Annotated in this window: 16 protein-coding genes; 15 read left to right on the forward strand and 1 reads right to left on the reverse strand. The window is 60.5% G+C overall.

All coding sequences use genetic code 11. The features are described from left to right. From HUU46_13735 to HUU46_13745, 3 genes are all read left to right on the forward strand, one after another. Window positions 1–319: hypothetical protein (locus HUU46_13735; protein NUM54701.1), on the forward strand; the 319-nt coding region annotated here is incomplete at its 5' end. Between the two features lie 101 nt (window positions 320–420). Further along, complete coding sequence (locus HUU46_13740) at window positions 421–3273, forward strand: sigma-70 family RNA polymerase sigma factor (protein ID NUM54702.1); 2853 nt, start codon at window positions 421–423, stop codon at window positions 3271–3273. A gap of 141 nt (window positions 3274–3414) precedes the next feature. Further along, entirely contained in the window at window positions 3415–4188 is a 774-nt protein-coding gene (locus HUU46_13745) for a dienelactone hydrolase family protein (GenBank protein ID NUM54703.1), read from the forward strand. 15 nt (window positions 4189–4203) lie between these two features. On the opposite strand, the gene HUU46_13750 is transcribed toward HUU46_13745, so the two are convergent. Next, window positions 4204–4767 carry a GGDEF domain-containing protein gene (locus HUU46_13750; GenBank protein NUM54704.1) on the reverse strand — a complete coding sequence of 188 codons (564 nt, stop codon included), beginning with the start codon at window positions 4765–4767 and terminating at the stop codon, window positions 4204–4206. 293 nt (window positions 4768–5060) lie between these two features. Here HUU46_13750 and HUU46_13755 point away from each other — a divergent pair, with 293 nt between their 5' ends. The 12 genes from HUU46_13755 to HUU46_13810 all read left to right on the forward strand — a co-directional run bounded on the left by HUU46_13755 (window position 5061) and on the right by HUU46_13810 (window position 25655). Beyond that, window positions 5061–6722, forward strand: a complete 1662-nt coding sequence (locus tag HUU46_13755) for a response regulator (protein ID NUM54705.1) — start codon at window positions 5061–5063, stop codon at window positions 6720–6722. After that, window positions 6722–8119 (forward strand): sigma-54-dependent Fis family transcriptional regulator, encoded by a 1398-nt coding sequence (locus HUU46_13760; GenBank protein ID NUM54706.1) that lies wholly within the window; start codon window positions 6722–6724, stop codon window positions 8117–8119. The genes HUU46_13755 and HUU46_13760 overlap by 1 nt, the downstream gene beginning before the upstream one ends. 411 nt (window positions 8120–8530) lie before the next feature. Further along, on the forward strand, window positions 8531–9292 hold the full coding sequence (locus tag HUU46_13765) for a PEP-CTERM sorting domain-containing protein (protein ID NUM54707.1): 762 nt from the start codon (window positions 8531–8533) through the stop codon (window positions 9290–9292). A gap of 607 nt (window positions 9293–9899) precedes the next feature. After that, the gene (locus HUU46_13770; protein ID NUM54708.1) at window positions 9900–10976 is read left to right on the forward strand and encodes a sigma-54-dependent Fis family transcriptional regulator; all 1077 of its coding nucleotides are present in this window, start codon (window positions 9900–9902) and stop codon (window positions 10974–10976) included. Window positions 10977–10991: 15 nt separating this feature from the next. After that, window positions 10992–12287, forward strand: a complete 1296-nt coding sequence (locus tag HUU46_13775) for an SLBB domain-containing protein (protein NUM54709.1) — start codon at window positions 10992–10994, stop codon at window positions 12285–12287. A gap of 10 nt (window positions 12288–12297) precedes the next feature. Continuing rightward, window positions 12298–14631 (forward strand): polysaccharide biosynthesis tyrosine autokinase, encoded by a 2334-nt coding sequence (locus HUU46_13780; GenBank protein NUM54710.1) that lies wholly within the window; start codon window positions 12298–12300, stop codon window positions 14629–14631. A gap of 121 nt (window positions 14632–14752) precedes the next feature. Continuing rightward, window positions 14753–15622, forward strand: a complete 870-nt coding sequence (locus tag HUU46_13785) for a WecB/TagA/CpsF family glycosyltransferase (protein ID NUM54711.1) — start codon at window positions 14753–14755, stop codon at window positions 15620–15622. Beyond that, the gene (locus HUU46_13790) at window positions 15619–18864 is read left to right on the forward strand and encodes a tetratricopeptide repeat protein (protein NUM54712.1); all 3246 of its coding nucleotides are present in this window, start codon (window positions 15619–15621) and stop codon (window positions 18862–18864) included. The genes HUU46_13785 and HUU46_13790 overlap by 4 nt, the downstream gene beginning before the upstream one ends. Then, complete coding sequence (gene epsI / locus HUU46_13795) at window positions 18861–20414, forward strand: EpsI family protein (GenBank protein NUM54713.1); 1554 nt, start codon at window positions 18861–18863, stop codon at window positions 20412–20414. Before HUU46_13790 ends, epsI begins: the two co-directional genes overlap by 4 nt. 14 nt (window positions 20415–20428) lie before the next feature. Beyond that, window positions 20429–23284, forward strand: a complete 2856-nt coding sequence (locus tag HUU46_13800) for a tetratricopeptide repeat protein (protein NUM54714.1) — start codon at window positions 20429–20431, stop codon at window positions 23282–23284. Further along, the gene (locus HUU46_13805) at window positions 23284–24741 is read left to right on the forward strand and encodes an oligosaccharide flippase family protein (protein ID NUM54715.1); all 1458 of its coding nucleotides are present in this window, start codon (window positions 23284–23286) and stop codon (window positions 24739–24741) included. The genes HUU46_13800 and HUU46_13805 overlap by 1 nt, the downstream gene beginning before the upstream one ends. Further along, entirely contained in the window at window positions 24738–25655 is a 918-nt protein-coding gene (locus HUU46_13810; protein NUM54716.1) for a glycosyltransferase, read from the forward strand. The genes HUU46_13805 and HUU46_13810 overlap by 4 nt, the downstream gene beginning before the upstream one ends. Window positions 25656–25660: the final 5 nt, after the last annotated feature.

Below are 25660 nucleotides of genomic sequence, written 5' to 3' on the forward strand. Positions count from 1 at the left end.
GCCGCGTCAGGCCCCGCGACCGCAACCGCCGCGCATGGTGCCGCAACAGGCCGAAGGCGCCATGCCGCGCCAAATGCAAGTGCCGCAGCAACGCCCCGCGCCCATGCCGCGACGGCAGCAACCGCGTCCAGCGCAGCGTTTCATGGATCCCGACGAAGGCCCGACTACGCCGTTCCCGCGCGCGAAGCGCGAAGAGTCGCGCGTACTCCCAGCGCGCCGCCGTGGCCGCTGGCTCACATCGCCCGATGATTTGCGCCGCGGCATCATCCTCAGCGAAATCCTCGGTCCGCCCAGGGCCATGCGCGAATTCGAGGTGTAGTCCGGGCGCGCACTGCCCCGTGACGAGTCCGCGTTCACCTTTTCGGCGCGTTCGGTGTCCATCCGATAGAATTGTGTCACGGTGCACGGAGACTTCAAACGGTGGACGCGGTCCTACTTCGCCGATGGATCGATACGCGTGACGCCGAGGCGTTTCGGGAACTCGCGCAAAAGTATCTTCCCATGGTGTACGCGACCTGCCTGCGTATCCTGCGCAACGCCGCGGACGCGGAAGACGTGGCGCAGGAGTGTTTCGAGGCTCTGGCGGGTGTTCGGCAACGCGTTCCCGACCACATCGGTCCCTGGCTGCACCGGGTCGCGACGAATAAAGCCCTCAACGCGATTCGCGCGAGTAATCGGCGCGCGCGCCGCGAACTCGAAGCCGCGCGCACCGTGGCAATCGTGGCCGCACCCGTACACGACGACGTCTATGCGTGTATCGACGAACTCATCCAAAACCTGCCCGTCGAACTTCGTGCGCCGCTCGTCGCGCATTTCTTCCTCGGCGAAACCCACGACGCGGTTGCCGCGTCGCTGGGCGTCACGCGCTCCGCGGTGACGCACCGCATTGGGCGAGCAATCGAGCGCATTCGGGACGAATTGAAACAACAGGGCCATTCGTATCCGGCTGTGTCGCTCATGTCAATGCTCGAAACTATCCGGCAACAGCCGATCCAAGTACCCGACGCACTCGGGTACACCATCGCGAAGATCGCGATTGGCGGGATTACGCCAGCAGGCGGCGTGCTGGGGACTGCAACCGCAGCGACGCTGGTTAAAGGAGCGCTCATCGTGACTACCACACAGAAAGCAATCGTCGGCGCAGGCGCGGTCGCCGCGCTGATCGCGTTCAGCGTCACGCTCCCTCGCCTGCGACACGAAACATCGCCCAAACAGCAACAAGAGACGATCGCACAGACTTCGTCGCAAACGCCGGAACCTCAGAAGCCCACGAGTGTCGCAGCGAACATGCCTATCTCAACGAAGAACAATGTCGTTGTGTTTCCTAAGCCGCTCGATGGCAGCGGTTCCATTTCCGGCGTCGTAGTCAATATCTATGGCGCGCCGCAAGCCGGCGTGACGGTGTACGGCGTGGCCAGTCTTGCGCTCAGTGAATACGAACGTCCCAACGCGGAGACAGACGCGCACGGTCAATTTCGATTGGAACGACTGCCTGCCGCGAACTACGACCTGCGTCTGAGCCGGCCCGACATGACGGGACCCGAGCGGGCAAGCCGGGGGATTGTAGAGATTGCGGATGGCCAACACGTCTTTGGCATACGCATCGTCGCGGGAGATATGGGGTCCTCCATTTCCGGCACGGTAACCGCGGAGGACGGCACGCCAATCGCGGGGGCGCATGTACGCGTCGAAAGCGTCCGTCAGTGTTACGCGTCAACCGACCTGGCGGGCCAGTATGTAATCAGCGAGATCCCTGAGGGCACTTACGACGTATCGGTGACACCTCCCGACCACTTTAGGTTTTCAGATAGACCGCGGCCCACACCCAAGCACATGTGGGCCCGGCGCCAGGATGTAATGACGGGTTCGCAAAACGTGAACTTTACGTTGCCGTACGCGGTCAAGATCACGGGCCGCGTGGTGCATGCGGGAACGCGTCAACCCGTTACGAAATTCCGTGTCACGACAGGCGGTCCGAAGGTGCTCATGGTGGACATGGCAGCGTACCTGCGGTACGACGAGGATGTTGTACTTGGAGAACACCCCGAGGGCCGATTCGAAGTGTTCTGCAAACGCGAAGGACCAATGACAGTGTTTGCCAAAGGGGACGATACCCTACCGGGCTTTGCCGAATTGAATATTGTTGCTGGCGAAGAAATCGCACCGCTCGAAATTGTGGTTGAAGAGGGCAGTCGTGTGGAGGGTACCGTGCTGTCAGCGTCCGGCATCCCAGTGGCCGGCGCCAAAGTATATCCCTACGGCGATCCCAGCAATTTCGACGAAGTTGCAACCGAGGAATCGTTGAGGTCGGATGCCGGCGGCCGCTTCAGTTTTGGGGGTGTCGTTGAAGGTACGTTGATTATCGATGCTATTCATCCTGTTGAAGGTAAAGGCCGCGCGAAACTCACGGTTGTTCGCGGCGTAGTACCCAATACGGTCATTCGGCTAACGGGTTATGGTGTGGTGAACGGGCACGTTACGTCGAACGGGAGACCGGTGTCGAATGCCCTAGTCTCCGCTGACGGGTCGAGAAACGTTAGGACCGATCGCGACGGATTCTACACCGTGGAAAAAGTCCGCGGTGGCAGGGTCAGAGTATTCGCCCAAGGATTGAACATGTTGAACGCAGGGTACCCAGTAACGGTTTCCAAGTATGTCGAAGTTGCCGCCGGAAAAGAGACGACCGTCAACTTTGCGCTCTTGCGCGGAAGGAGCAAGGTTACGGGACACGTCATCGGCGACGTGACGCGGCCCAATCGTGTATCCGTCGAGGCAAACGTAATGGCAGGCGACGAAATAATGAGGTATGACGTTTTCGAAAACGGCGAGGGATACTTTGAGATAGAGGACGTTGCCGCAGGGACACTGACCATTTCAGCTCGCATCTCGCGTGAAGGCGAACTTTCTGTGTCGCGGAGCGTTGATGTACAGATCGGGGAACAGGAGTATGTCCAGCAGGACATCGTCTTTGGCTCCGACTCGGCATTAGTCTGCGACGTATCCTCTTTTGTCAACAATGATGACGACAGTAGCGTGATCGTTAATGTCTATTCGGGAGAGCAGGATTTCTTGAAGGACCCCGACCAGAGTCACGCCGGATGGGTGGCAAGCGCATCCACCAGGGTACTTGAACCGATTCGCTTTGGCGCACTGGAACCTGGCAGATATACCGTGTTGATGCTTAAGAGGACTGGCGTGAATCGAGAAATGCGACAACAACTTGTGGAAATACGCTCGGGCGAGACTGCCGACATCGCATTCTCGAATTCATAAATGGAGCCAGCCGGGTCAAATGCGCTCCCCCCATTTCGCCCCTGACGATTCCCTGCCTACCCCCGCGCATTGAATTGTGATGGCGTCCGAGCTACGCTCAATTCGCTGCGATCGAATCCATATCCGCGAGGAGTTCCTCCCATGTTCAAGTCCACGTGCCTTTTGTGTGTATGCGCGGCGTTTTCGGCGGGCGCGGCAATCAAGACCGAAATGATTCAGTACAAGGACCACGACGCCGTACTCGAAGGCATGATCGCGTACGACGATTCATCGAGCGCGAAGCGGCCCGGAGTGCTCGTGGTGCACGAATGGTGGGGTTTGAACGATCACGCGAAGAATTCCACGAAGAAACTGGCGGAAATGGGATACGTCGCGTTCGCTGCGGACATGTATGGCAAGGGCGTCACGACCGATGACCCTCAAGTGGCGGGCAAGTTGTCCGGCGCGCTGAAAGGGGATCGCCCCGCGCTCCGAGCACGCGCGCAGGCCGCGCTCGATACGCTCGCAAAGTTCAAGTTTACTAATCCCTCGAAACTTGGCGCCATTGGCTATTGTTTCGGCGGGACGACGGCGCTCGAGATCGCGCGGAGCGGCGCGCCGGTGAGGGGCGTCGTGAGTTTCCACGGTGCGCTCGGCACACCAAACGCGGCGGACGCGAAGAACATTAAAGGCGCCGTGCTGGTCTGCCACGGCGCGGACGACCCCTTTGTGCCTGCGGCTGAGGTTGCCGCGTTCAAGAAGGAAATGGACGACGCAAAGGTGAAGTACACGTTTGTCGCGTACCCAGGGGCGGTCCACAGTTTCACGAATCCGGACGTGGACCGGCACAACCTGAATGGCGCGAAGTATCAGGCCGCCGCCGCCGAAAAGTCGTGGAACGACATGAAGGCGTTTTTCGCGGACGTGTTCCGGTAAGATGGTTCGGGAGCGTTAGTGGACGCGGGCGGAGGCGAATGCGCCGGCCGGCTCCGGGCGCAATTGCTGCGCCACCTTCTCATGGCGCTCTAATGCCAGATTGAGAAAGTCTTCAGCCTGATTTGCGTCTACGGGGAAGGTGGTTACGGTGAAGCCGTAACCGCGGATAAACTGCTCGATATCGGCCTGCAGCCGGTCCAGCGCCCTGCGGGCGCCATCTTCCGGCGTCTCCACGAGCAGGATGGCCAGTCCGTGGGTGCTTAGCGTGAAGACTTGATCCGTGGCCCGCAGTTCGCCGGTGAGGCGAACGCCCAGTTTCGGTACCGACTCGTCCGCCCCCTGAGGGGCGCACAGCGTCAGCAGAGTCGCCGAGGCGGGGTACCGGATGGATCGATCAATCTCCTCGCGAACCCTGGCATGGAGGTAGGTCTCCGTGCGCAGGCCGGTGGACGGGTCGCGATAAGCCAGTTTCTCGAGGAGGTGGCAGCGCCGTTCGAGTTCGGTACGAAGCTGTACCTCCTCCCGAAGCCGGTCCTGTAGCTCCTCGATGACTGACTTGAGTTTAGCGATATCGTCCATCGGACCTCCCAACCGCGTAGTCCAGAAGGCGCAAATCACATGCCAAGGGCATGATTTCGCGGATTGTAGCACGAAGATGCTCAAAATGAAAGAGTTATGCAAGAGCTGGCCAGATCGTGTAAAATAGTTGGTTGACGGACGCCGCCGGAAGGTTGTCAAGCGTGACAACTTTTTTAGCGGTGAGTCCGAATCCGTGTCGTGCTAATGACACTACAATACAGAGAAAACTGAGGGGGCTCTTGGCCGGAAATGTGCAGAGTTTGGGACAAATAATGCCCGGTGGAACCACCCAAATGGGGGACGCCCAAGCGTATCGCCTGCTCGTCGTCGACGATGACCAACCGATGCGCACGTTCCTGCATGACGTGCTCGCGCGCGAAGGGCACGAGTGCGAGTTGGCGGCTACCTGCGCCGAGGGGCGCGCCCTGTTTCAGAAGGACCATTTTGCCTGCGCGGTGATTGACCTGGGTCTCCCCGATGGGAGCGGTCTCGAATTGCTCTCCGAGTTCACCGGGGAGGACCCTTGCCTCGTTACCATCGTTCTCACGGGCGACTCCTCCGCGGAGACGGTCATCTCGACCATGCGCGGCGGGGCATTTGACTACCTGACCAAACCGCTCGATTCGGTGTCGCTGCGGGCCGCGGTTGGCCGTGCGTTGTCGCACCACGCCGTGTCGCGTGAGCGGACCGAACTGTTCCGCCTGCTGCTCGAAGAGCGGGAACAATTGCGCGCTAAAGTCGAGGCCGCCACCGCCGACATCCGCGAATACGCCGCCGCGCGCGAGTTGAGCAACGCGCGCCTGCGCGGACTGCTAAAGCTCGCCCAACTGTCCAACCAGTACTATTCCGAAGACCAACTCTTTCGACAGGTGTTCTCCGAACTGACACACAATGTCCCCATTCGCGCGCTTGCGCTGTGCGACTGCCTGCGCCAGAAATTGATGTGCGCCACGTGCCCCCCCGGGGAAATGGCGATCGATGTCCTTACGTCGGTGGGATCGAACGCGACCGTCGGCGGGTTCGATCCATTGATGGCCGAGGCCGAGCCGACAATGATGATGCAGGAGTGGCTGGACCGCAATTCAACGCTCGACACGACGGCGTTGACGGCCGTCGTTTTCCCACAGGCGCTCTGGAAGCGATCGACTACGATTGTCGGATTCTTCCTCGATTCGGAATTCGAGATGACGCCCGGCGATCAGGAGTTTCTTGACACGGCGGCGTACTTCCTCGCGTTCGAGTGGGAACGCGCGCAGTTGCTGTTTCATGTTGCACACCACGCGAGTCTCGGAAACATTGCCGTTGAACTCGCGCGAAACTTCATACAACCTTTGACGGCCATCCAGACCGCCGCCGATTTCATTAACGAATCCCTTACGTCCGACGACGAGCGGAAGGGCATGCAAATCGTCGGCGAAAACGTAGACAAGCTGCGCCGGCAGACCCAGGAATTCCGCCGCCTCTCCCTTCTGCGCGAGAACGCCGTCGAGACGGTCCGTCTGGACGAATACGTGGACCAGGCGCTTGAAATGCTGTCGGTCGCCGTGCAAAGCCGCGGCGTCATCGTCCAGAAGGAATTCATCCCGGACTGCGAGTGCGTATTGCTCAACGGGACCGCTCTCGCCCGGACCTTCCTCGATCTCATCTTGGGCGCGGTGCGGCACGTTGACATGGGAGGATCGCTGGCGCTCCGGTTGTACGAGATGGACCGCGACCATATCACCTTCGAAATCAGCCACGGCGGACCGCGCGGGCTGCTGCCCTCGTCCGCGCCTGCACTTGCGGGCACGGATGCGTCCGGAGGAAATCCGGGTCTCATGTTGGCCGAACGCGCCATTCATACGTGCGGCGGCACGTTGACATCTGAGATTTCGGAAGATGGCCGGTCTGTGCTGCGGATTGTGCTGCCGCGTAACGCCACCACCGCCGCCCTGCGCCGCGAAGGTGTCGGCTGATGCTGTTTGCCCCATTCGATAGCGACGAAGGCGGACGTGAGAATGATCGCACTGTCTTGGTTGTGGACACGGATCCCGGTGTTCGTTGGGCGCTCGAAAGGGGTCTTCAGAAATCCGGCTTCGACGTGACGGCCGTCGGCTCGGTTGCGGACGCGCTCGCCACTGCCGCTGACCGCAACATCGCGTGCATTGTGATGGAGCTCTTGCCCGAAGCGGGGCTGACGCAGGATGTCCTCACGATGCTCATCGAGTCCCCAAGCGGGCCCCGCGTCATCTGCGTTGCGGTTGATTCCGCCCCGCAACTTGTCATCGAGTGCATGCGCCGTGGCGCAGCCGATTTCTTGCCGAAGCCTTTCAGCCTTTCCGAAATCCGTGCCGCCTTGTCGCGCGCGCTGGACACCGGGCCGTCAATCATGGCCCGTGCCGCCGGCACGCCCGCGAAGCGTACAAACGATCCGTCCCTCCTCATCGGAATCAGTCCGGCCATTCAGGAACTCCGGACGATCATCAAGCAGGTGGCGCAAACCGACCTGAACTGCCTTATCCGGGGCGAGAGCGGCACCGGCAAGGATATGGTCGCTCGCGAAATCCACCGCTTATCGCGCCGGTCGGACAAACCATTTGTCAAAGTGAATTGCACCGCACTGCCCGAACAGCTTCTCGAGAGCGAACTATTCGGCTATGAAAAAGGGGCGTTCACCGGGGCGGTCAGTACCAAGCCAGGCCGCTTCGAGCTGGCCAACCGAGGCATCATCTTCCTCGACGAAATCGGCGATATGCACCCCAACTTGCAGGCAAAACTCCTGCAGGTGATCGAGCACAAGGAATTCACGAAACTCGGCGGGCGCCGTCACATCCAAGTAGATGTGCAGATCATCGCGGCAACCAACGCGGAACTCGAAGAGAAAACGCGCGACGGCTCTTTCCGTCCGGATCTGTACTTTCGCCTGAACGAAGTGTGTATCTGGGTACCCTCCCTCTCGTCCCGAAAGGAGGACGTGCCGTTGCTTGTACGGCACTTCCTGCAAAAGCACGGAAGGTTCACGGGAGAAGGCGGATTCAACATCTCGGCGGAAGATTTGGCTTCGCTTGCAAACCACCCCTGGCCCGGCAACGTGCGAGAACTCGAAAGCACGATCAAACGTTGGCTCGCGCTCGGCAAGTCTGCGCTTGGCGACCGTCCCGCGCCAATGCGCCCGAAAAGCGAGCGGACAACGCAAGGAATTTACGCCCCCACGCCAACTCCGGAGCCTATTTCGGAAGAGGACGATTGCGAGCAAATCCGCCAAGCCCTCGAACGCCACCAATGGAACCGGCGGCGGGCCGCGGACGACCTCGGCATCAGCTATCAAACGTTGCGCCGCCGGATTGAACAATATGGGCTGGATCGGCGCTAGCTCCTCACCCCCGTAAATGGTGGCTGCGCAATAAGCAAGGCATGACTTTTTACTTGACATATTCAAGCGACTGATGTGTACTATTAGGTGAGGCCAAGGTCGCGGTTCGGTTGAATTGTAGCGTGCGTTATTATCCGCCTCGTTTGCATTCGTTGAGGCAGTATTGCTTCTCGGATGAGTAATTAGTTGTCACTCATGACAACTATTGATGCCGAAGTTCGTGGGAGAGCACAGACGCGGTGAGTCCGATCACGATCTAAGCTCTTTTGTGAGTTGCGGTTGTGAGCATTCAGCCAATTTTGGCACGGCATCTGCAGCGTGCAGTGCCGGTAGTTATTGTACCTGGCCGAGCCAGGGGTTGACTCGAATGCCAGGCCCTCTGTGCGGGGGCAGGAAGTGGAGGTAGGTTCAATGCAGTCCCTTAGAGTGTTGACGCTGGTGGCCGCCGCAAGCATTGTCTGCGTTTCGGCCCCTGCAGTCGTGGTGACCGGTACACCGAACGGGGGTGAGCCGGAGCTTCACACGATCTATAACAGCATCTACGGCACGAACTTTACAGCCGCGGACGATGCGGCTTTTCTAGCCTTGCAGACGGGCTGGGAGACAATGACAATCGACCCCGATGTGGAATCCATCTCGTTCGATGCCCTGTGGCGCCAAGCCTTCCTGACGGATACCATCGGCTACTACACGCCGTCGCAATCGAAGATGGCCCTGAACATGACCGACATAATGGGTCCGTTCGACAACAGTGACCCGAACGTAGGCCAAGGCCCCATCGTGATGGATCCCATCACGATCGATGCGACTGGACTTGGCACCATCGGGTTCTACGATCATGCCGCGCTTCCCTCGGACCCGAACGTGTACTTCGACTGGTTCTCGGAAGCGAACCTGAACAATGGTCAGTTCCAAACCATCGACAACGAAATCCACGTGCTAATCCTGACGACGCCTTATGCGGACACGTATTTATTGTGCTTCGAAGACCTGCCATATACTTACCTCGTGGATGGCGCCGCGAAGCAGCAGGACATTGGCGACCAGGACTACCAGGACATCCTCGTGCAGATTACGCTGAACCGGACCGTAATCCCCGAGCCCAGCTCGATGGCGCTCTTGGGCCTTGGTTTGGCGACGGTTGCGTACCGCCGGTTCCGGAAGAATCACTAGAGTCGACCTCCTTGTGTGGCGGTCACGCTGTGAGTGACTGCGTTAGTGCTGAATAGTGAGGCGGTGGGCCAAGCCGGCCCACCGCTTCACTTTTGTGACGCCGGTCTCCCGACCACCCAACGATGCCCACCACGACCGCCCAATCGGCGCCAAAACCACATCACGTCCAATCTCGGGCCTTCGCGCGGCGTTGACCTGCGTGGGTGAGGGGAGCTACAACCGGGTATGACAAGACTTCTACATTCGCCAGGCTTGTGATGCGGATCTATCGGTCATTTTTGTACAGTAAGGACGTAAGTTTGTCACCCCTGAACAACCGTAATACCGACTGCTCAAGACGCCAGGTGGAGGGGCAAAGCGACGCTGGCCGATTTGACCACAATATTTGGTATATTCTCTGAGTCTCATACCATATAATGGCATCCAAGGAGAACTCGTAAGTATGAAATCGAGCGAGCCGGATTCAAGAATTGTCTGGCATGACAATTGTTTTGTCTCCCCGTGGAACGTACGGCCTCGCCGGACGGTACAGTTGGACGGAGTCCCCGAAGGGATACCGGGGCATACCGTGTCGCAAACGGTACGCACCACTCCGCAGGAGGTAGTTGTGCCAGAATTGGCCCAGGCGCCCAGGTCTCACGAGGAGATCATTCGGGCGCCATTGAATGAGGGGTTGCTCGGCGTTAGCCCGGCGATTCAGCACGTGCGCGAGGTGATCCAGCGCTTGGCCGAATCGTCGATTACCGTCCTCATCAATGGAGAAAGCGGGACCGGTAAGGATATCGCCGCGCGGCTCCTTCACAAGTACTCCGAGCGGTACGGCAAACCCTTCATCAAAGTGAACTGCCCCGCCATACCCGAGAGCATCCTGGAGAGCGAACTGTTTGGTTATGAACGCGGCGCGTTCACGGGCGCGCGCACATCGAAGCCGGGGCGATTCGAACTCGCCAACCACGGGACGATCTTCCTTGATGAGATTGCCGAGACCTCCTATACTGTTCAAGGCAAACTGCTACAAGTGCTAGACGGCGAGCCGTTCATGCGCATCGGTGGCGTGCAACCCATCGTCGTGGACGTGCGTGTGATTGCCGCGACGAACGTGGACCTCGAGAAGGCGGTGCGCGAAGGCCGCATGCGAGAGGACGTATTCTTCCGGCTTGGTGAAGTTGTCGTGTCAATGCCCCCACTTCGCGAACGCAAGGAGGACATCCCGCTACTTGCGGAGCACTTCAACTTTAATCATTGCGAGCGGCTCGGAAAGCCGTACAAACCCATTCCCGCAAGCATTCTGGAAGGCATGGTCGAGTACGAATGGTATGGCAACATCCGCGAGCTCGGCGCATGCGTCAAAAAGTATGTTACGACAGACGATCCAGAGGCCTTGCAGGGCGAAGCGATTAGCCCTGACTTGGCGCCCGCGGGGGCTTCGCCAAGGCCCGTCGAGGTCAAACCGTCGAATGGACCGGGCGAATCCGCCGCCAAGCGCTTCATTCCGCTTAAAGAGGCGACGCAGCGAGCCGTCGAAGAGACGGAGCGCGCCATGATCGAGGAGGCATTGCGATTCACATTGTGGAACCGGCGCAAGGCGGCGAAGCTGTTGAAAGTGAGCTATAGTTCATTGTTACGCCGGATTGACGCATATCAAATCGGCAAAGCGGGTGGCATCGAGCAGGACGAGGTTTAAGGGAGCCAGAAAGTCATGACGCATCATACGATGTGGGCCGGTCGGCATGGGGCCGTACTTGTGCTTGCAGTGTTTTTCGCGGCAGTGTCCGCGCACGCGGGCGTTTTGAAAAAGAAGGAGACGGTGGCAGAAATCAAGTCTCCGATTGTCGAGTCCGTTCGCGTGTCAACGAAGGGGCTGCTGCCCGAATCGTTGCAGCCCGGCGACGCCGCGCCGCAGCAGAGCACAACGGCCGAGAGCGCCGCGACACCGGAAGGGTCCGTGAAAGAGGCGCCCGCCGAGTACACGCTGGGCCCGGGAGACACGCTCTCGTTTCAGTCGTTTGACGATCCCACGCTCTCCCGCACACAGGTGATCGTGTTGTTCGACGGCACTATCTCGTTGCCGCTTATCAAGGAAGACCTCCAGGTAAACGGGAAGACCCGCGCCCAAGCGGAGGCCATGGCCGTCGAGGCGTACAAAAAGATATTTATCGAGCCGCAACTTGCGCTCAACATAAGCGCCGCGACGAGCAAGTACTACTACGTGCTTGGCGACGTGGCGAACCCTACGCGCTTCCCGTACACGAACAAGATCAATATTCTCGAAGCGGTAAACGTTGCAGGTGGCCTGCGCATTACGCAGCGGTCCGGCGGCGAGTCATATGCCGCGACGACAGGCACTTTGACGAAAGCGTTTCTCATTCGTTCGGCCTCCGGCAAACGCGAAGTCATCGAGTTGGACCTTCGCGGTTTGACGAAGGTCGGCCCACATCCGTCGGAAACGCCGGTGTTACCGGGCGACGTCGTGTACATCCCGGAGAACGTGAACTTGGTGTACGTGCTCGGCGAAGTGCGCCAGCCGTCGGTCTTCCAACTGTATGAAGGACAGACACTGCTGCAGGTGCTGACGCAGGCCGGCGGCTTTAACGAGTCCGAGGGCAAACTGCGCGAGGTCGGAATAATTCGTCCTGTGGACGCCGAAAACGTCGACGTTTACCGTGTGGACCTGCGCCAAGTTCTCAAGACCGGCGCCGATTTCCCGATGAGACCCGGCGACGTGATCTACATCCCGCGCAAGTCCCTCGTGCGCGTGCAGGAATTTGTGTCACGCCTGACCGGTACGATTTCCTCCGTGCTCAGCCTGTACACACAGACCTTTGACGCATACTATGCGGACGAACGAAACCGGCTGTTGGTGGACTCGGGCGACGACGGAAACAATCTGTTGAATACGCTACAGACCATTCGCGGCTTTATCGGAACGGGAAACAACAGTTCGGCCGCGCTTTCGACGCTGTCGATTCTCTCTGCGCAGCAGCAGCAACCGTAGGAACGATCGCATGCCCACGGATTTCACGACCGAAACGGCAACCCAACTGATACCGATCGGCGCCGCTCCTTCCGCGGGCAGCGCCGGCCGCGGCATCAACCTGAAGCGGCTCGTTCGCACGCGCGGCCCCGTTATGATCGCAATCTCGGCCGCGCTGGCGGTTCCGCTGCTTGTGGCCGTGTGGTTTGTTATTCCGCGCGAATATGAAGCAACCGCGATGATTCGGTTCTCGCACACGCGGCCAACAATATTGAGCACGAACCAGGAGATCGCTGTTGCGTCCGACTATGGGCAATACGTCGAGACGCAGGTGAACCTGATTAAGGGCGCGGCGGTCCTGGGCCGCGTCTCCGAACGGGAAGACGTCCGCACCCTGCCGTCGATGGTGAACCGGAGGGACCCCGCGTACTATCTCGCCCAGGAACTTCAGGCGCGGATTATCCCCAGTTCCGAGTTGGTCCAAGTGTCGTATCAATCGAGCGACCGCAACACCGCCCATACGATAGTGAGGGCTACCGTAGAAGAATTCCTCAAGCACGCATCGCAGGCGAACCAAGTCAAAGACGCGGAGATTACGCGCGAACTCCAAAAGGAACAAGACGATCTGGAGACCCAGATTTCCGCCCTCTCACAGGCGGTGTCGGACCGGCGAAAGAACGTGGGCGGGGTCATCAGCGAGAGTGGCGGTATCGGCGTCGACGCGGAACGGCAAGCGTATTTCGACAATCTCGGGAAAGCGATCGACGAGAAGGAGTCTGCCGAGACCGCGGTCGAGCAGTTTGAAGCGCAACAGCGGCGAATAGCCGAGTTAATCGAACAAAACGCGGCGAAGCCGTCGGAACCCGTGTACGAGTTTGGCATCGAAACGATCGTCGCTTCCGATCCTGCGGTGCAGGTACAGACCAACCAGCTTGCGGCGAAAGACAGCGAACTGAGCCGGAGTGCGAATTTCCAGAAGGACTCGCCCCGCTACGTCGCGCTGACCAAAGAACGGAATTCGTTGGCGGCGGGCGTCGAGACGGCCAAGCAGCAGGCCCGTTCGAAGGCGCTGCTGTCGCAGAACGCGAAAACGGACATCGACCTCGAGGCCGCAACCAAGCGCGTCGCTGACGCCAGCAAGCGCGTTGACAAATTCGATCAGGAATTGCGTGAACATGCCTCCGACAACATCGAGTACGGCAAGGCGATGTCGGAACTGAAGGAGAAGGAAGCCGAACTCGCGGACGTGCGCGACATGCTGCGAAACGTCAAGGATCGCATCCGCATTGCGCGCGCCGACAGCCGCGCCCCCGCGAGCATCGACGTAGCGGTCGCGCCACAGGCGCCGTCAGTGCCCGATTTCAAAAAGCGGCTCAAGGTCATGATACTCGTGTGCATGATGGCGTGCGGGGCGGGATTTGCCTTCGGCCTTTACCGCGAATTGACAGACCAGCAGGTCCGGACGGTGCTCGATCTGAAGTATGTCACCGATCTCCCGATGATGGCGATGATTCCCGATTTGAGTGCCGAGAAACTTCCGTCCAATACGAAGGCTGCGCTGCTGACTGCGGAGCATCCCGACTCGATTTCGGCGGACGAGTTCCGCCGCGTTCTCACGCGCATCATCTATCCGCCCGAGGGGTCTGCCGAATTGAACACGTGCCTGGTGACGAGCGCGTCGCGCAGCGACGGTAAGACAACGCTTGCATGCAATCTTGCGATTTCGCTGGCACAGGCCAATCGCCGCGTGTTGTTGCTCGATATCTGCGCGCGCCGTCCGTCTGTCGAGAAAACGCTCGGGATGGAACGTGGAACGGGGCTTGGCGAGGTGTTCGCGAACCAAGTCTCGTTGCAGGAAGCAGTGCGTTCCGCGCCCATTGCCAATCTCTACGTGATGGGTCCCGGTTTTCTGACAACGGAAGTCATCGGCAAGCTCGCGTCGCGCGACATGGTCGAGTTCCTTGAAAAGGCGGAAGAAGCGTTCGAGCATGTGCTGATCGATTCGCCGCCTACGCTATTGATGGCTGACGCAAAATTGCTCGCACCGGTCGTTGACGGCGTGATCATGGTAGTCGGCGCGGAAGTGTCGAGCCTGGGAATGGTGCGGCGCGCCCTCTCCGAACTGCAGCAGATCGGATCGAACGTCATTGGTGTCGTGCTGAACCGCGCCAAGCCCGTGGCGGGCGGCTATATGCGCGACAACCTTGAGAAGTTCTACAACTACGGCAAAGAATCGGTCGACGCGTCGGCGTCCGCCGACGAATCCCTCATCGGGCCGTCGCCGGAAAAGATTGATGGAGACGAATTGCCCACAATGATACTGCTGGAAGACCGTGCGATTCGGCCCAAGCAGGACGGCGCCTAGCCACGGCGCGCCGGCGGCTGACAACAGGAATTCGTGCAAAGGGGCCGCCAATCGATACCGCGTGCTCCGAACGGCGGCGCGAAATAGTCAACGGCCCCTGGCATCCCACGGAGAAGTTTTCGTGAACACGGCTGCTCCAAACACCGGAAGCGCGGCGCGGTTCATTGCCGCTGGCGCACCGCCAGGCCGCGCCCCGCATGCGAGCGTGGTGCGCGAGCGCCGCATGTGCGGCATGCGGTTTTGCGACGTGACGCTCGATGAAGTGGTGATGCTGGTGGACGAACAAATTGCGGCCGGCACGCCACAGTGCATTGTAACGCCCAATGTCGACCACGTGTGCCGTTACCATCGCGACGACGCGTTTCGCGCCGCGTACGAAAACGCGTGGCTTGTCTTGTGCGACGGTATGCCCATCATTTGGGTATCACGACTGCTCGGACGTCCGCTTCGGCAGAAGCTGAGCGGGTCGGATTTGATCACGTGGCTTTCCGGTCACGCTGCCGACCGCGGGTACTCGGTGTACTTCTTTGGCGCGCAAGAGGGTGTCGCCGCCGAGGCCGCCGATCAGCTTAAGCGGAGATTTCCGGCGCTCAAAATCGCCGGCGTGCATTCGCCCGCGTTCGGCTTTTATGCCGACCCGGAGGCGAACGCCGCGGCCACAACTCTCGTGCGTGACGCGCGGCCCGACATTGTCTTCGTTGCCCTCGGCTCGCCGAAACAAGAAATTTGGATGCACGCGAACGCTTGCGCATGCGGAGCGCCTGTAATGATTGGCGTCGGCGCTGCATTTGACTTCTTGTCCGGCCGCGTGAAGCGCGCGCCTGTCTGGATGCAACGGGCCAGCCTCGAGTGGGTTTGGCGCTTGTATCAAGAGCCGCGCCGCTTGTGGCGCCGGTATCTTGTCGAAGACGCGCTCTTTCTAAAGTTGCTGCTTGCCGAGCTCTGGTCGGTCTATGTTTCGCGACCGAAACCGGATTCTGCGACCTCATGAAACGCAAGACGGTCATCATCCTTGCCGTACTACTTGCGAGCGTCGTCGCGATCGGCGCCGTGGCGGTTGGCGGAGCGTTCCTGTATCTCGAATACCGCAACCGCGCGTGGCTGCACGATGCACTGGCTGCGTACGACAACGGCGAATGGGCGCGTGCCAAAGGACTCCTCGAGCGCTATCTTCCTCAGGACCCAAAGAACTCCGATCTCCTGCTGAAATACGCTGACGCGTGCAGCAGATTGACCGAGGATCGGATCGGGTCGCTCCGCGCGGCCGCCACTGCGTACCAGCAGATACTCTGGTACCATCCCGGCCGCGACGACGTGCGCCAGAAGATGGTCGATCTGAACGTAAAGCTATCGGCTTGGAGTACGCTCGAGTACTTCACACGCGACTGGCTGCGCCGAGCGCCGGGCAACGCGGACTACCTCTATTACAGTGCGCTGGCGCTCGACCGTATGGGCAAGATCGACGAAGCCATGGCGGGGTATGAGGCCCTGATCCAGAATAACACCGATCGGTCCGACGTGTATGGGAACTACGCCCGTTTGCTTCGCGACAAAGAACTTGAAACCAAAGCGGAAGAAGTCTTCGCAAGCGCCCGCGCGGCGCGTCCCGACGACGGGCGTATCGTCGCCGACTACGCGCGATTTCTTGCGCGAAAGAGCACGTGGTCCGAAGTGCAGACAATGCTGGATGAATCGCTTGAATTGTCGCCGAACGATCCCGACGTGCTTGTCGCGGCTGCGCAGGCGGACTTGCTGCGGCGGCAGTACGCGAGCGCCATCGAACACCTGCGCAACGCGATCCAGGCGAAGCCGGACGAAGGCCCTATATATCTCATGCTCGCATCCGCCTACGTGTACCAGGGCATGATGGAAGACGCAATTAAGGCGCTGAAGCAGGCTGATGTGTTCGTTCGCATCGACACGCCCGTCATCTTGATTACGCTTGCCGATCTGCAATTGGGGATGAGCGCGTTCGAGGACGCGAAGGCGACTATCGCGGAATACTCGGCCGCGTACCCCGACCAACTTCCCATAAGCGAGTATTTCACGGCGAAGGAGTTGCTCGTCCGCGGCGAGCCGTCAGAAGCGGTCAAGCGGCTTGCCTCGGTGACGCAGCTTCGACCGGGGTTCGCGTTGGCCGAGTACACGCTTGCCGAGGCCTACCTCGCAACCGGCGAGATCGAGCTCGCGCGCAATGCGCTTGAAACGTACCTGTCGAAAAACCCCACCGATGTGCGCGCACAACGATTGATGGCGCAGCGCTTCGGTCGTCCGGTGTCCATCGAGATGCTTGCGTCACGCGCGCAAGACCTCGCCAAGCAGTCGAATCCCGATCGGCAACTGCTGGTCACCACTGCGGCGGCGCTGCTCGATTCCGCGGTACGGCGCGACGCAATCGCCGAGTACAACGACAACATTCGCGCGGCGCTCGAAAAAGCCATCGAGACCGATCCCGCCGCGCCGATGCCGTACCGCATTCTCGCGGACCTCTGGTTGCTCCAAGACAGGCCCGGCGAAGCTACCGCGGTCATTGATAAGGCCATTTCCCAGGGATGCGACCCCACCGAGTTCCTGTTGATGCGCGCAAGCGCGGCGCTCGTCGCCAACGACCCGGAAGCAGCGGCCAAGATCATCGACGAAGCCACCGCCGATGCGAGCCTGGGTCATTCCGAGTACGCCCAATGGGCCACATTCTTTGCGCAGCACGGGTTTTATGAGCAAGCGATGGCCATGCTCGAGCGCGGCATCGGCAGACTGGGCGAAAGCGAAGCGAGGGTCAGTCTCGAAGTCGAGCGGGCGGCGCTTGCGTTGCGCCACGGGGAACTCGCGAAGGCCGCTCAGTGGCTCGATGAGTGCGCGCCACGCGTGAATTCGGGAACGACGCTGCGTCGGCGGCTAAACGCTGCGCGCCTGCAGCTTGCTCAAACCTATCTCGTGACCGATCCCTCGCAACAGGCGGAGCAGGACGCGCAGAGGTTGGTCCACGCCGTGCGCCAGGAAGACCCCGGCAACGCGATGCTCCAGGTGTCCGACGGGTTGATGCTGTTACGGCGGACTCCGCCCGAATTGGATCGCGCGCAGAACTTGTTCGAAAACGCCGTGGCCATGGACACCTCCGCTGTCGGCGCGCATTGGGGGCTTGCAAAGGTCGCGCTCGCGCGTTTGGATTATCCGCGCGCGCTCACGCACATCGAGCGTGCGATGGCGCTGGCGCCGAATGTATCCGCCCTCCGCCTGCTCGAAGCTGACGCGCTGCTGAACACGGACCGGCTTTTTGAAGCCGAGCGGGTGATTCGCCGCATTCTCGAAGACGATCCTGCGGACCCGGCGGCATGGCAAATGCTCGTGACGTGTTTGCTTCAACGCGGAGCGCGCAACGACGCGACGGCGGCGTTCGGCAAGCTGGAAGCGCTCGTCGCGGACGATCCCGCCTATGCGGAAAGCCTTCGCGCGCTGCGCGGCGCTCTGCTTGTAGCGCGCGGCGAAGACGGTGCGGCCGAAGAGCCGCTCCGCGCGGAATACGCTGCGCACCCGGACGATTTGGAGACATTGAAAGCGCTCGCGAGCGTAGTCATGCGGCAGGGCCGCGAAGACGAGGCACGAAACCTGGTCACGGCATTCGCGGAAGGACGCAGCGAAGATCCCGCCGTATGGGTCGCGCTGGCGCAGTGGTGGGCGAAAACAGAAAGCGAATCGCGCTGGCGCGAAGCGTCCACGTGTCTTACGCGCGCGCTGCTCGCAGACCCGAATTACATTCCCGCGATTCGCGCGATGCTCGCCGTGCGGCTGCGGCAAGAGGACAATCTTGAAGCGCTCAGCCTATGTAACCGGTACCTGTCGCGCAACCCCGACGACGCGGACATGCTGAACACACGGGCGCGCTTACTCGGCCAGATCAACGGCCGCTTGCAGGAAGCCCTCGCATCCGCGGACCGCGCCATCGAACTGGACGACCGCCCCGAATACAAGGGCACGCGCGGCGTGATTCTTGTCGCTATGCGCCAATACGAACGCGCACTGCGCGACTTACGCCCGTATGCTCTCGAAACGGAGGAAGTCCCCGCGCAGTTCGACGTCGCGCTCGCGGAAGCCTACTTCGCGACGAACGAGCTGGAGCTCGCGCGACAGCACCTCGACAAGGCGCGCGCCAAAGCCGGCGCAGGCGAAGTCGTCGATGCGAGGCGACTCGATCAGTTGCAGGAAGCGATTCAACGCAAGGAGGCCGCGGCATGACGGATGTCTCGACGCCAACGTCCGCACCGCGCGCCTCATCGCGGCCCGACGCAACCACCGTGATGCTTTTCGCCGTTGTGGCCTTGCTGCTCGTCATAACGTATTGGCGCTCGTGCGGCGAGTTGTACGTCAACTGGATGCTTGTCGATTCGTATTATACGCATGGATTTCTCGTGCCGTTTATCAGCGCGTACTTTGCCTGGCGCAACCGGGCCGCCCTGCTCGCATTTTCGTGGCGTTCTTCCGCGTGGGGAATCGTGTGGGTCGCGATGGCCTCGTTGCTCCTTGTGCTGGGCGACTTTCTCGGCTTTCGTGTCTTCGCTCATATATCCCTCGTTCCGATGCTTGCAGGCGTTGTCATTGCGTTCGCGGGCACGCGGCTTGCCCTGGGCCTCTGGTTTCCGTTGTTGTTCCTGTTTTTCATGATCCCCATACCGCCGTCGCTCACCCAAAGCATCGCGCTGCAACTCAAGCTAATGGCCGCCTCGTGCGCGGTATGGATGGCGAACGCCATCACGCTTCCGATGATCCGCGATGGGTCATACATCTATTTTGGCACGGATCGGCTGCTCGTCGGCGACGTATGCGGTGGCCTGCGATCGCTCATCGCGCTCCTCGCGATTGGCGCCGTCGCGGCGTACATCTGCCCCGCGAAGACGTGGGCGCGCCTGCTCATCCTGGTCCTGGCGGGCCCGATCGCGATTGTCTCGAACATCGTGCGCATTTTTCTGCTGTGCGTCGTGGGCTATTTTTGGGGAAGCGAAGTGGCCGGGGGCTGGGTACATGACTACTCCGGCTTCCTGATCTACGCGGTTGCGATTGCGTTGTTCACCGCGATTGACATTCCGTTGCGCCGTTGGGCGCCGGCGTCCCCAGACGTCGGTGCACCGCGGAGTGCGGCTCAATTGCCCGTTCGATCGGTTAGCATGACTGTCGCATTGGCGGCGATCGCGCTCCTTGGCATGGTCATGGTGCTCCATCTGCAAATCGTCCGCGCGCAATCGTCGGCGAACATGAACGCGGCTGCGCCCGAAACACTCGAAATTCCCCGTGAAATCGCCGACTACCGTGTACGCAAGGACTATGAGATCGACGAAACCACGCGCCGCATTCTCGAAACCAGCGCGATCATGATTCGCGACTACGCGGCGCCCGGCGGCCGGTTCGTTCAGTTGAGCATCGTCCACGCCGGGTCCACGCGCCGCAGCCTCCACTTTCCCGAGGTGTGCCTTGTCGGCGACGGATGGGAAATCGTCAAACAGCGCCAGGTGCCGATTGGTATCCTGTTCTCTGCCAAGCAGCTCGTGCTCGTGAAGGCCGACCGCAGCGAGGCCGTCCTGTATTGGTTCAAGACCGGCGACCACGTTACCGGCGACTTTTTCCGCAACGCACTCGAATGGACGAGAAACCAGATCACGTTTGGCGAGCCGACTTCCGCGATGATCAAACTGGCCACGCCAATTGGGCCGGCAGGCGAACGCGCTGCATTCGATACGCTCGAGGACTTCGCGACCAAGTTCGCGCCCGTAATGCTCGAGCACATCGAGTGACAAGGAGACGGACCATGACAATAGCGAAGATAGTGCAGACAGCCGCGCTCGCGGGCGCGTGCGCCATGCTATTGTTTGCAGGCTGCTCCCAGCGCCGTGCCGAGCAGTTTACCGAGCAAGGCAATACCTACTTGCTGCTCGGAAACGTTCAGGAAGCCGCTGCAGCATTCGATCGCGCGCTCGAAGTCGATCCCAAGAGCGGGGCCGCCAAGCTGGGCCAGGCGCGTTGCCTATGGTTTCAAAAACAGACCGAAACCGCATTGAAGGCCTACAAAGAGGCGGTCGCGCTTGATCCGTCGCAAGACAAGGCATACTTCGAAGGCGTGCGAGCAGCGCTCGCCTTGAAAGACACCGCGGCGGCGGAAGAATTGGCATCGCAATACTCCGCAATCAAACCTGACCTCGGCGGCATCCTGCATGCAGCGGTATTGCGCGACACCGGCCGCGCGTCGGAGGCCGTCGAGGAACTCAAGCGCCTGCGCGACTCATACCCCGATTCGGTCGAGGTCCGCGTCAATCTTGCCGGCGCGCTGATTTCCGCCAACGACCCCGCCGCCGCCGAGAAGGAACTGAAGGCGACTCTCGATGCCGACAAGGAGTCCATGCCCGCGCGCATGATGCTGGTCGAAGCCTACCGCGCGCAGGGCAAGTTGTCGGAAATCGAAAATGAATTCCGCTCCCTGGCCGATCAACGGCCCGACGACAAGGCGATTCAGTTGTCGCTGGCGCGCACGTTACTGGCGAGCGGCAAGCTGGACGAGGCCGAAAAAATCGCTGGACCTATCCTCGAAGAAACGCCGGAATCTCCCTGGGCCAACTACGTGATCGGCGCCTGCCTGCTTGCGAAGGGGAAACGCGACGATGCCGTGAATTGCCTCGAAGCGGCGGCGGGTGCGTTGCCAAACGATCCCCAGATCGCGAAGCTGTTATCCGAAGCACAGTCGCGAGCGGAGACATTAGCCGCAACGCCGGCGGAATCGACCCCGTCTCCAAACGTCGAAAAGCCTGGCGCTGTAACGTGGCAGGCCTTGTGGCGCAGCGCGTCCCTGCGCGCACTCCTGAAGGACCGCGAAGCCTTTATGGCCACGCGGGAGAACAATGTGGCGGATACGATTGCGCTGGCGGCTGTATTTGTGCAGGACCTGCCGGTGGCGCGCGCGATGGCGGATTCGCTGCCACCGGATTCGCCCGTCGCGAAGTATATCAACGCCCTGTTCAGCCGCGACGCGCAGAGGCTCAAGGAGTCAATCGATTCGTGGCAGGAGGCCATCCCGGATCGCCGAATTCTCCGCGCCAATGCCGAGGGGTTTGCGTTGGCGATGTTCGGCGCGCGCGCGCAGGCGCTTCGCATTTACTCCCAGTGCCTGAAAGAGTTTCCCGACAACGGCGTCGCATTTTACAACGTTTCCAGCATGTTCCGAAGCGCTGCCATGCCAAAGTTCGCGATAGGCGCGCTAAAACAGTTGATCTCGCGTCACGGCGACAACCGCGAAGCGCGGCAGGCCCTGTTCGAAACCATGCTCGAAGCAGGACTCACCGAGGACGCGCGCCGTCAGGCCGAGTCCGCGTTTGCATTGTTCCCGGAAGATGCCCCCGCGATGTTAAACCTCGCGCGCGTGTATCGCGATGCCGGCGACTTTGCCCTCGCAGAGGAAGTGCTGCGCAAGGGAATCGAACGGCTCCCGGACAAGCAGGAACTCACGATCGCGCTTGCGGAATTGTTGCTTGCGCGTAGCGAAACCGATAAAGCCGAAGACGTGCTCGCGTCCTTACCGGCGTCGGATGAATTCAAGCATCAGCGTCTCCTGCTCGCCGCGCTCATCGCCGCTGCCCGCACGCAATGGGACGTTGTCCTCGCGCGCTGTACCGAAGCGGCGCGTGCGAATTATCCAGTCCCGACACGCTTGATGCACGTGGCTGCGCTCGCGAAGACAGGCAAGATTGCCGAAGCAGGCGGCCCGTTGCAGAACTCGGAAGGCGGACCGATCACGGGTCCCTCCACGATCGTACTTGCGCGTGCGCTCGGAGTCACTACCGATGCGATCGACAAGGACAGCGAATCACTGGCGGTCGCACTGAGGGCGGACCCCGATGCTCTCGGATTCTATGCATACGGCATGGCGCTGCGCGAAATCCGATTCTGGCGCGATGCCTACACGATGTTCCGCACGGCCGACGAGAAGGCGCCCGGCAAAGCGCGCCTCGTCGAGTTCTTGCTCAGTGCACTGGCGCGGGCATCCGACTTTCCGGATCGGCTCACGGCTGCGCAGCAGTTCACCGAAAAGTACCCCGCCATGGCTGCAGCGTGGGTCGGCATCGCCGACGTACAGGGCGCAATGAAGGATACGGTTGGCCAGAAAGCCTCATTGGAGAAGGCGGTGTCCGTCGAGCCAGTCAATGATTTGCCGTGGCGGCGCCTCGCGCAATTCCACAGCGACCAATTCGATTACCCCGCGTTGCTCGAGGCCTCGCGCCATGTGCTCGACCTCATGCCGGACGATCCGTATGCAGCGAATAATCTCGCGTACTGCCTGCTGCAAACTGGCGGGGACGCCAGCGAGGCACTGTCGCTCGCGCAAAGCGCCTTCGAGAAGTTGCCGCGGAATGCGGAGGTAATTCATACGCTCGGCATAGCGCAGGTCCGTACGGGGAATTCGGTCGAAGGCCGGAAGAACCTGACCGTCGCGCTCGAATTGCGTCCGGGCGATCCAACGCTAATGCTCGACTACGGAAAGCTCCTTATCGATCAGGATCAGGCCGATGAAGGCAAGAACAACATTCAACTCGCGTTGCAGTACGCCAATCAGCTCGGCCTCGATTTTCCGCGCAAGGCCGAAGCCGAGCAGGTCATAGCCCAGGGAAAGTCGTAGTGTCCGGAGTAGTTGACATAACGCCGGAATCGCCGGGAGATGCGGCTATTACACCCGCACCACCGCGCAAGCGCTCGCTCAAGGAGATGATGCTTCATGGCTCGTCATGGAGCATCGTCGAATACGGAGGCAGTCAGGCGCTGCGCTTCCTGTCGAACGTCCTGTTGGCGGGGATCATAAACGACCCCGTGATATTCGGTGTCAATGTGATCGTCGCGGTGTTCATGCAGGGCATCAGTATGTTCTCCGATCTTGGTATCGGGCAGAGTATCATTCAGAGCAAGCGCGGCTCGGACCCGAAGTTTCTTGACACGGCATGGACGATGCAGATTATCCGGGGCGTCTGCTTCTCGCTCGTCTCGGCCCTGCTGGCGTGGCCGGTTTCGCGAATCTACGATAACGAGACTGTGCTGTACGCGCTGCCTTTGGCGGGCATGGCAGGCCTGATAGAGGGTTTCAATTCCACAAAACTCTATTTGCTCAACCGTGACGTGCGGCTCGGCCGCCTCGCCGCTATCAACATTGGCACGCAAGTCATCGCGATTATTGGAACCCTTATTTTCGCGTACTTCAGCCGTACCGTCTACGCGTTGATTGCGGGCGCTCTGCTCTCTTCTCTCGTCCGAATGATTGCGAGCCATCAGTTTTGTCCGGGCCCCGCGAATCGCATCGCATGGGACAGGGCATCGAAGTACGAACTGCTCCACTTCGGAAAGTGGATTTTCTTCAGCACGCTCTTCGGGTTTCTAGCGAGCCGCGGCGATCAGTTGCTTATGGGATGGTATATGCCGATCGCCATGTTCGGCGCGTACGGGATTGCCGTGTTTTTGAAGGACGGTCTGGTGCAGGGCATGCACCACATCTCGCAGCGCGTCCTGTTTCCGCTCTATGCACGTATTGCGGAGGAAACGCCCGCGGAATTGCGCCGCCAAACGTACCGAGTCCGTGCTGTCCTCATGGCGCTGAGCGTACCGCCCGTCTGCGTGCTCGTCGTTTGGGGTCAAGACATTGTCGGACTGTTCTATCCCGACAAGTTCCAGGAAACGGGCTGGATGCTACAGATTCTTTCCGCCGGCGCGATCGTTTCCGTCATTGGCAGCACGGTCGGTCCCGTGTTGCTTGCCATGGGCGACTCCTACCGGTTCATGATCATGCAAGGTACGCGGACGGTGTTGATGTGCGTGACGATGTTCGTTGGCGGTTACGCCGGTGCGCTCATCGGGAACGCCGTCCTCACACCTGTTATCGCTCAGCCAGACTACTTCGCGCCCCTGGCCGCAAGCTTTTGGAACCACGGCAGTATGGTCGGCGTGCTCATCGGTGTAACGCTGCCGGAACTATTCCTATACCCGGTCTTGGTTTGGGCCGTGCGCCGCTACAATGTTTGGCTGCCGAAACTGGACTTTGCCGGCCTCGTATTGGCGATAGTCCTGATTACGTTGGGATTCGCGATATGAGCGGCCAAGACCACACGCCCACAATATCGGTCATCACGCCGGTGTTCAACAACGCTCAATACATGCGCGAGGCGTTCGACAGCATTCTGAATCAGACCGTCGGCGATTTCGAATACATCGTGATCAATGACGGGTCAACCGACAACTCGCTCGATGTCCTTAGCGAGTACGCTGCGAAGGACTCACGGTTTCGCATCGCATCGCACGGAAACAAAGGTTACATCGCGGCCCTCAACGAGGGACTCGAGGTTGCACGGGCGGAGTTTATCGCGCGGATGGACGCGGATGATATAGCGCTGCCTGATCGCTTCGAGAAACAAGTCGCGTTTCTTCGCGCAAACCCCGACTGCGTTGTTGTTGGCGGACGTGTGCTTCTGATCGATGCGGAAGGTGCGCCGCTGTGCGAAATGTGCGACGAGATGACGCACGAAGACATCGACGCCGCACACCTTGCCGGCCGCGGCGGCACGATTATTCATCCAGCCATGATGGCGCGCCGCTCGGCGATTGAAGCCATCGGCCGGTACAGCGCGAAGTATCCCTGGGCGGAGGACCTCGATTTCTTCCTGCGGCTCGCGGAAGTGGGGCGTGTCGCAAACCTGCCCGACGTGGTCCTTCGCTATCGGCAGCATCTGTCGAGTATCGGTTATTCGAAATCGGAGAAACAGCAGGCTTCCACGATTGACGTTGTACGCGACGCGCACATTCGCCGCGGATTGCCTGTTCCCGAAGGGCTTGATCGGCGCATTGTCGCGCCGCCAAGCGTCGGGCAGTCGTACCGCAAATGGGCGTGGTGGGCGTTGGGGGCGGGCTACGTGGCCAGTGCACGCAAGCACGCGCTTCGCGCGCTGCGCAAGGAGCCGCTCTCCGTCGAATCGTGGCGCGCGATGTATTGTGCGCTACGGGGCCACTGAGGCGC

Source organism: Candidatus Hydrogenedentota bacterium (assembly GCA_013359265.1).
Taxonomy (GTDB): Bacteria; Hydrogenedentota; Hydrogenedentia; order Hydrogenedentales; family SLHB01; genus JABWCD01.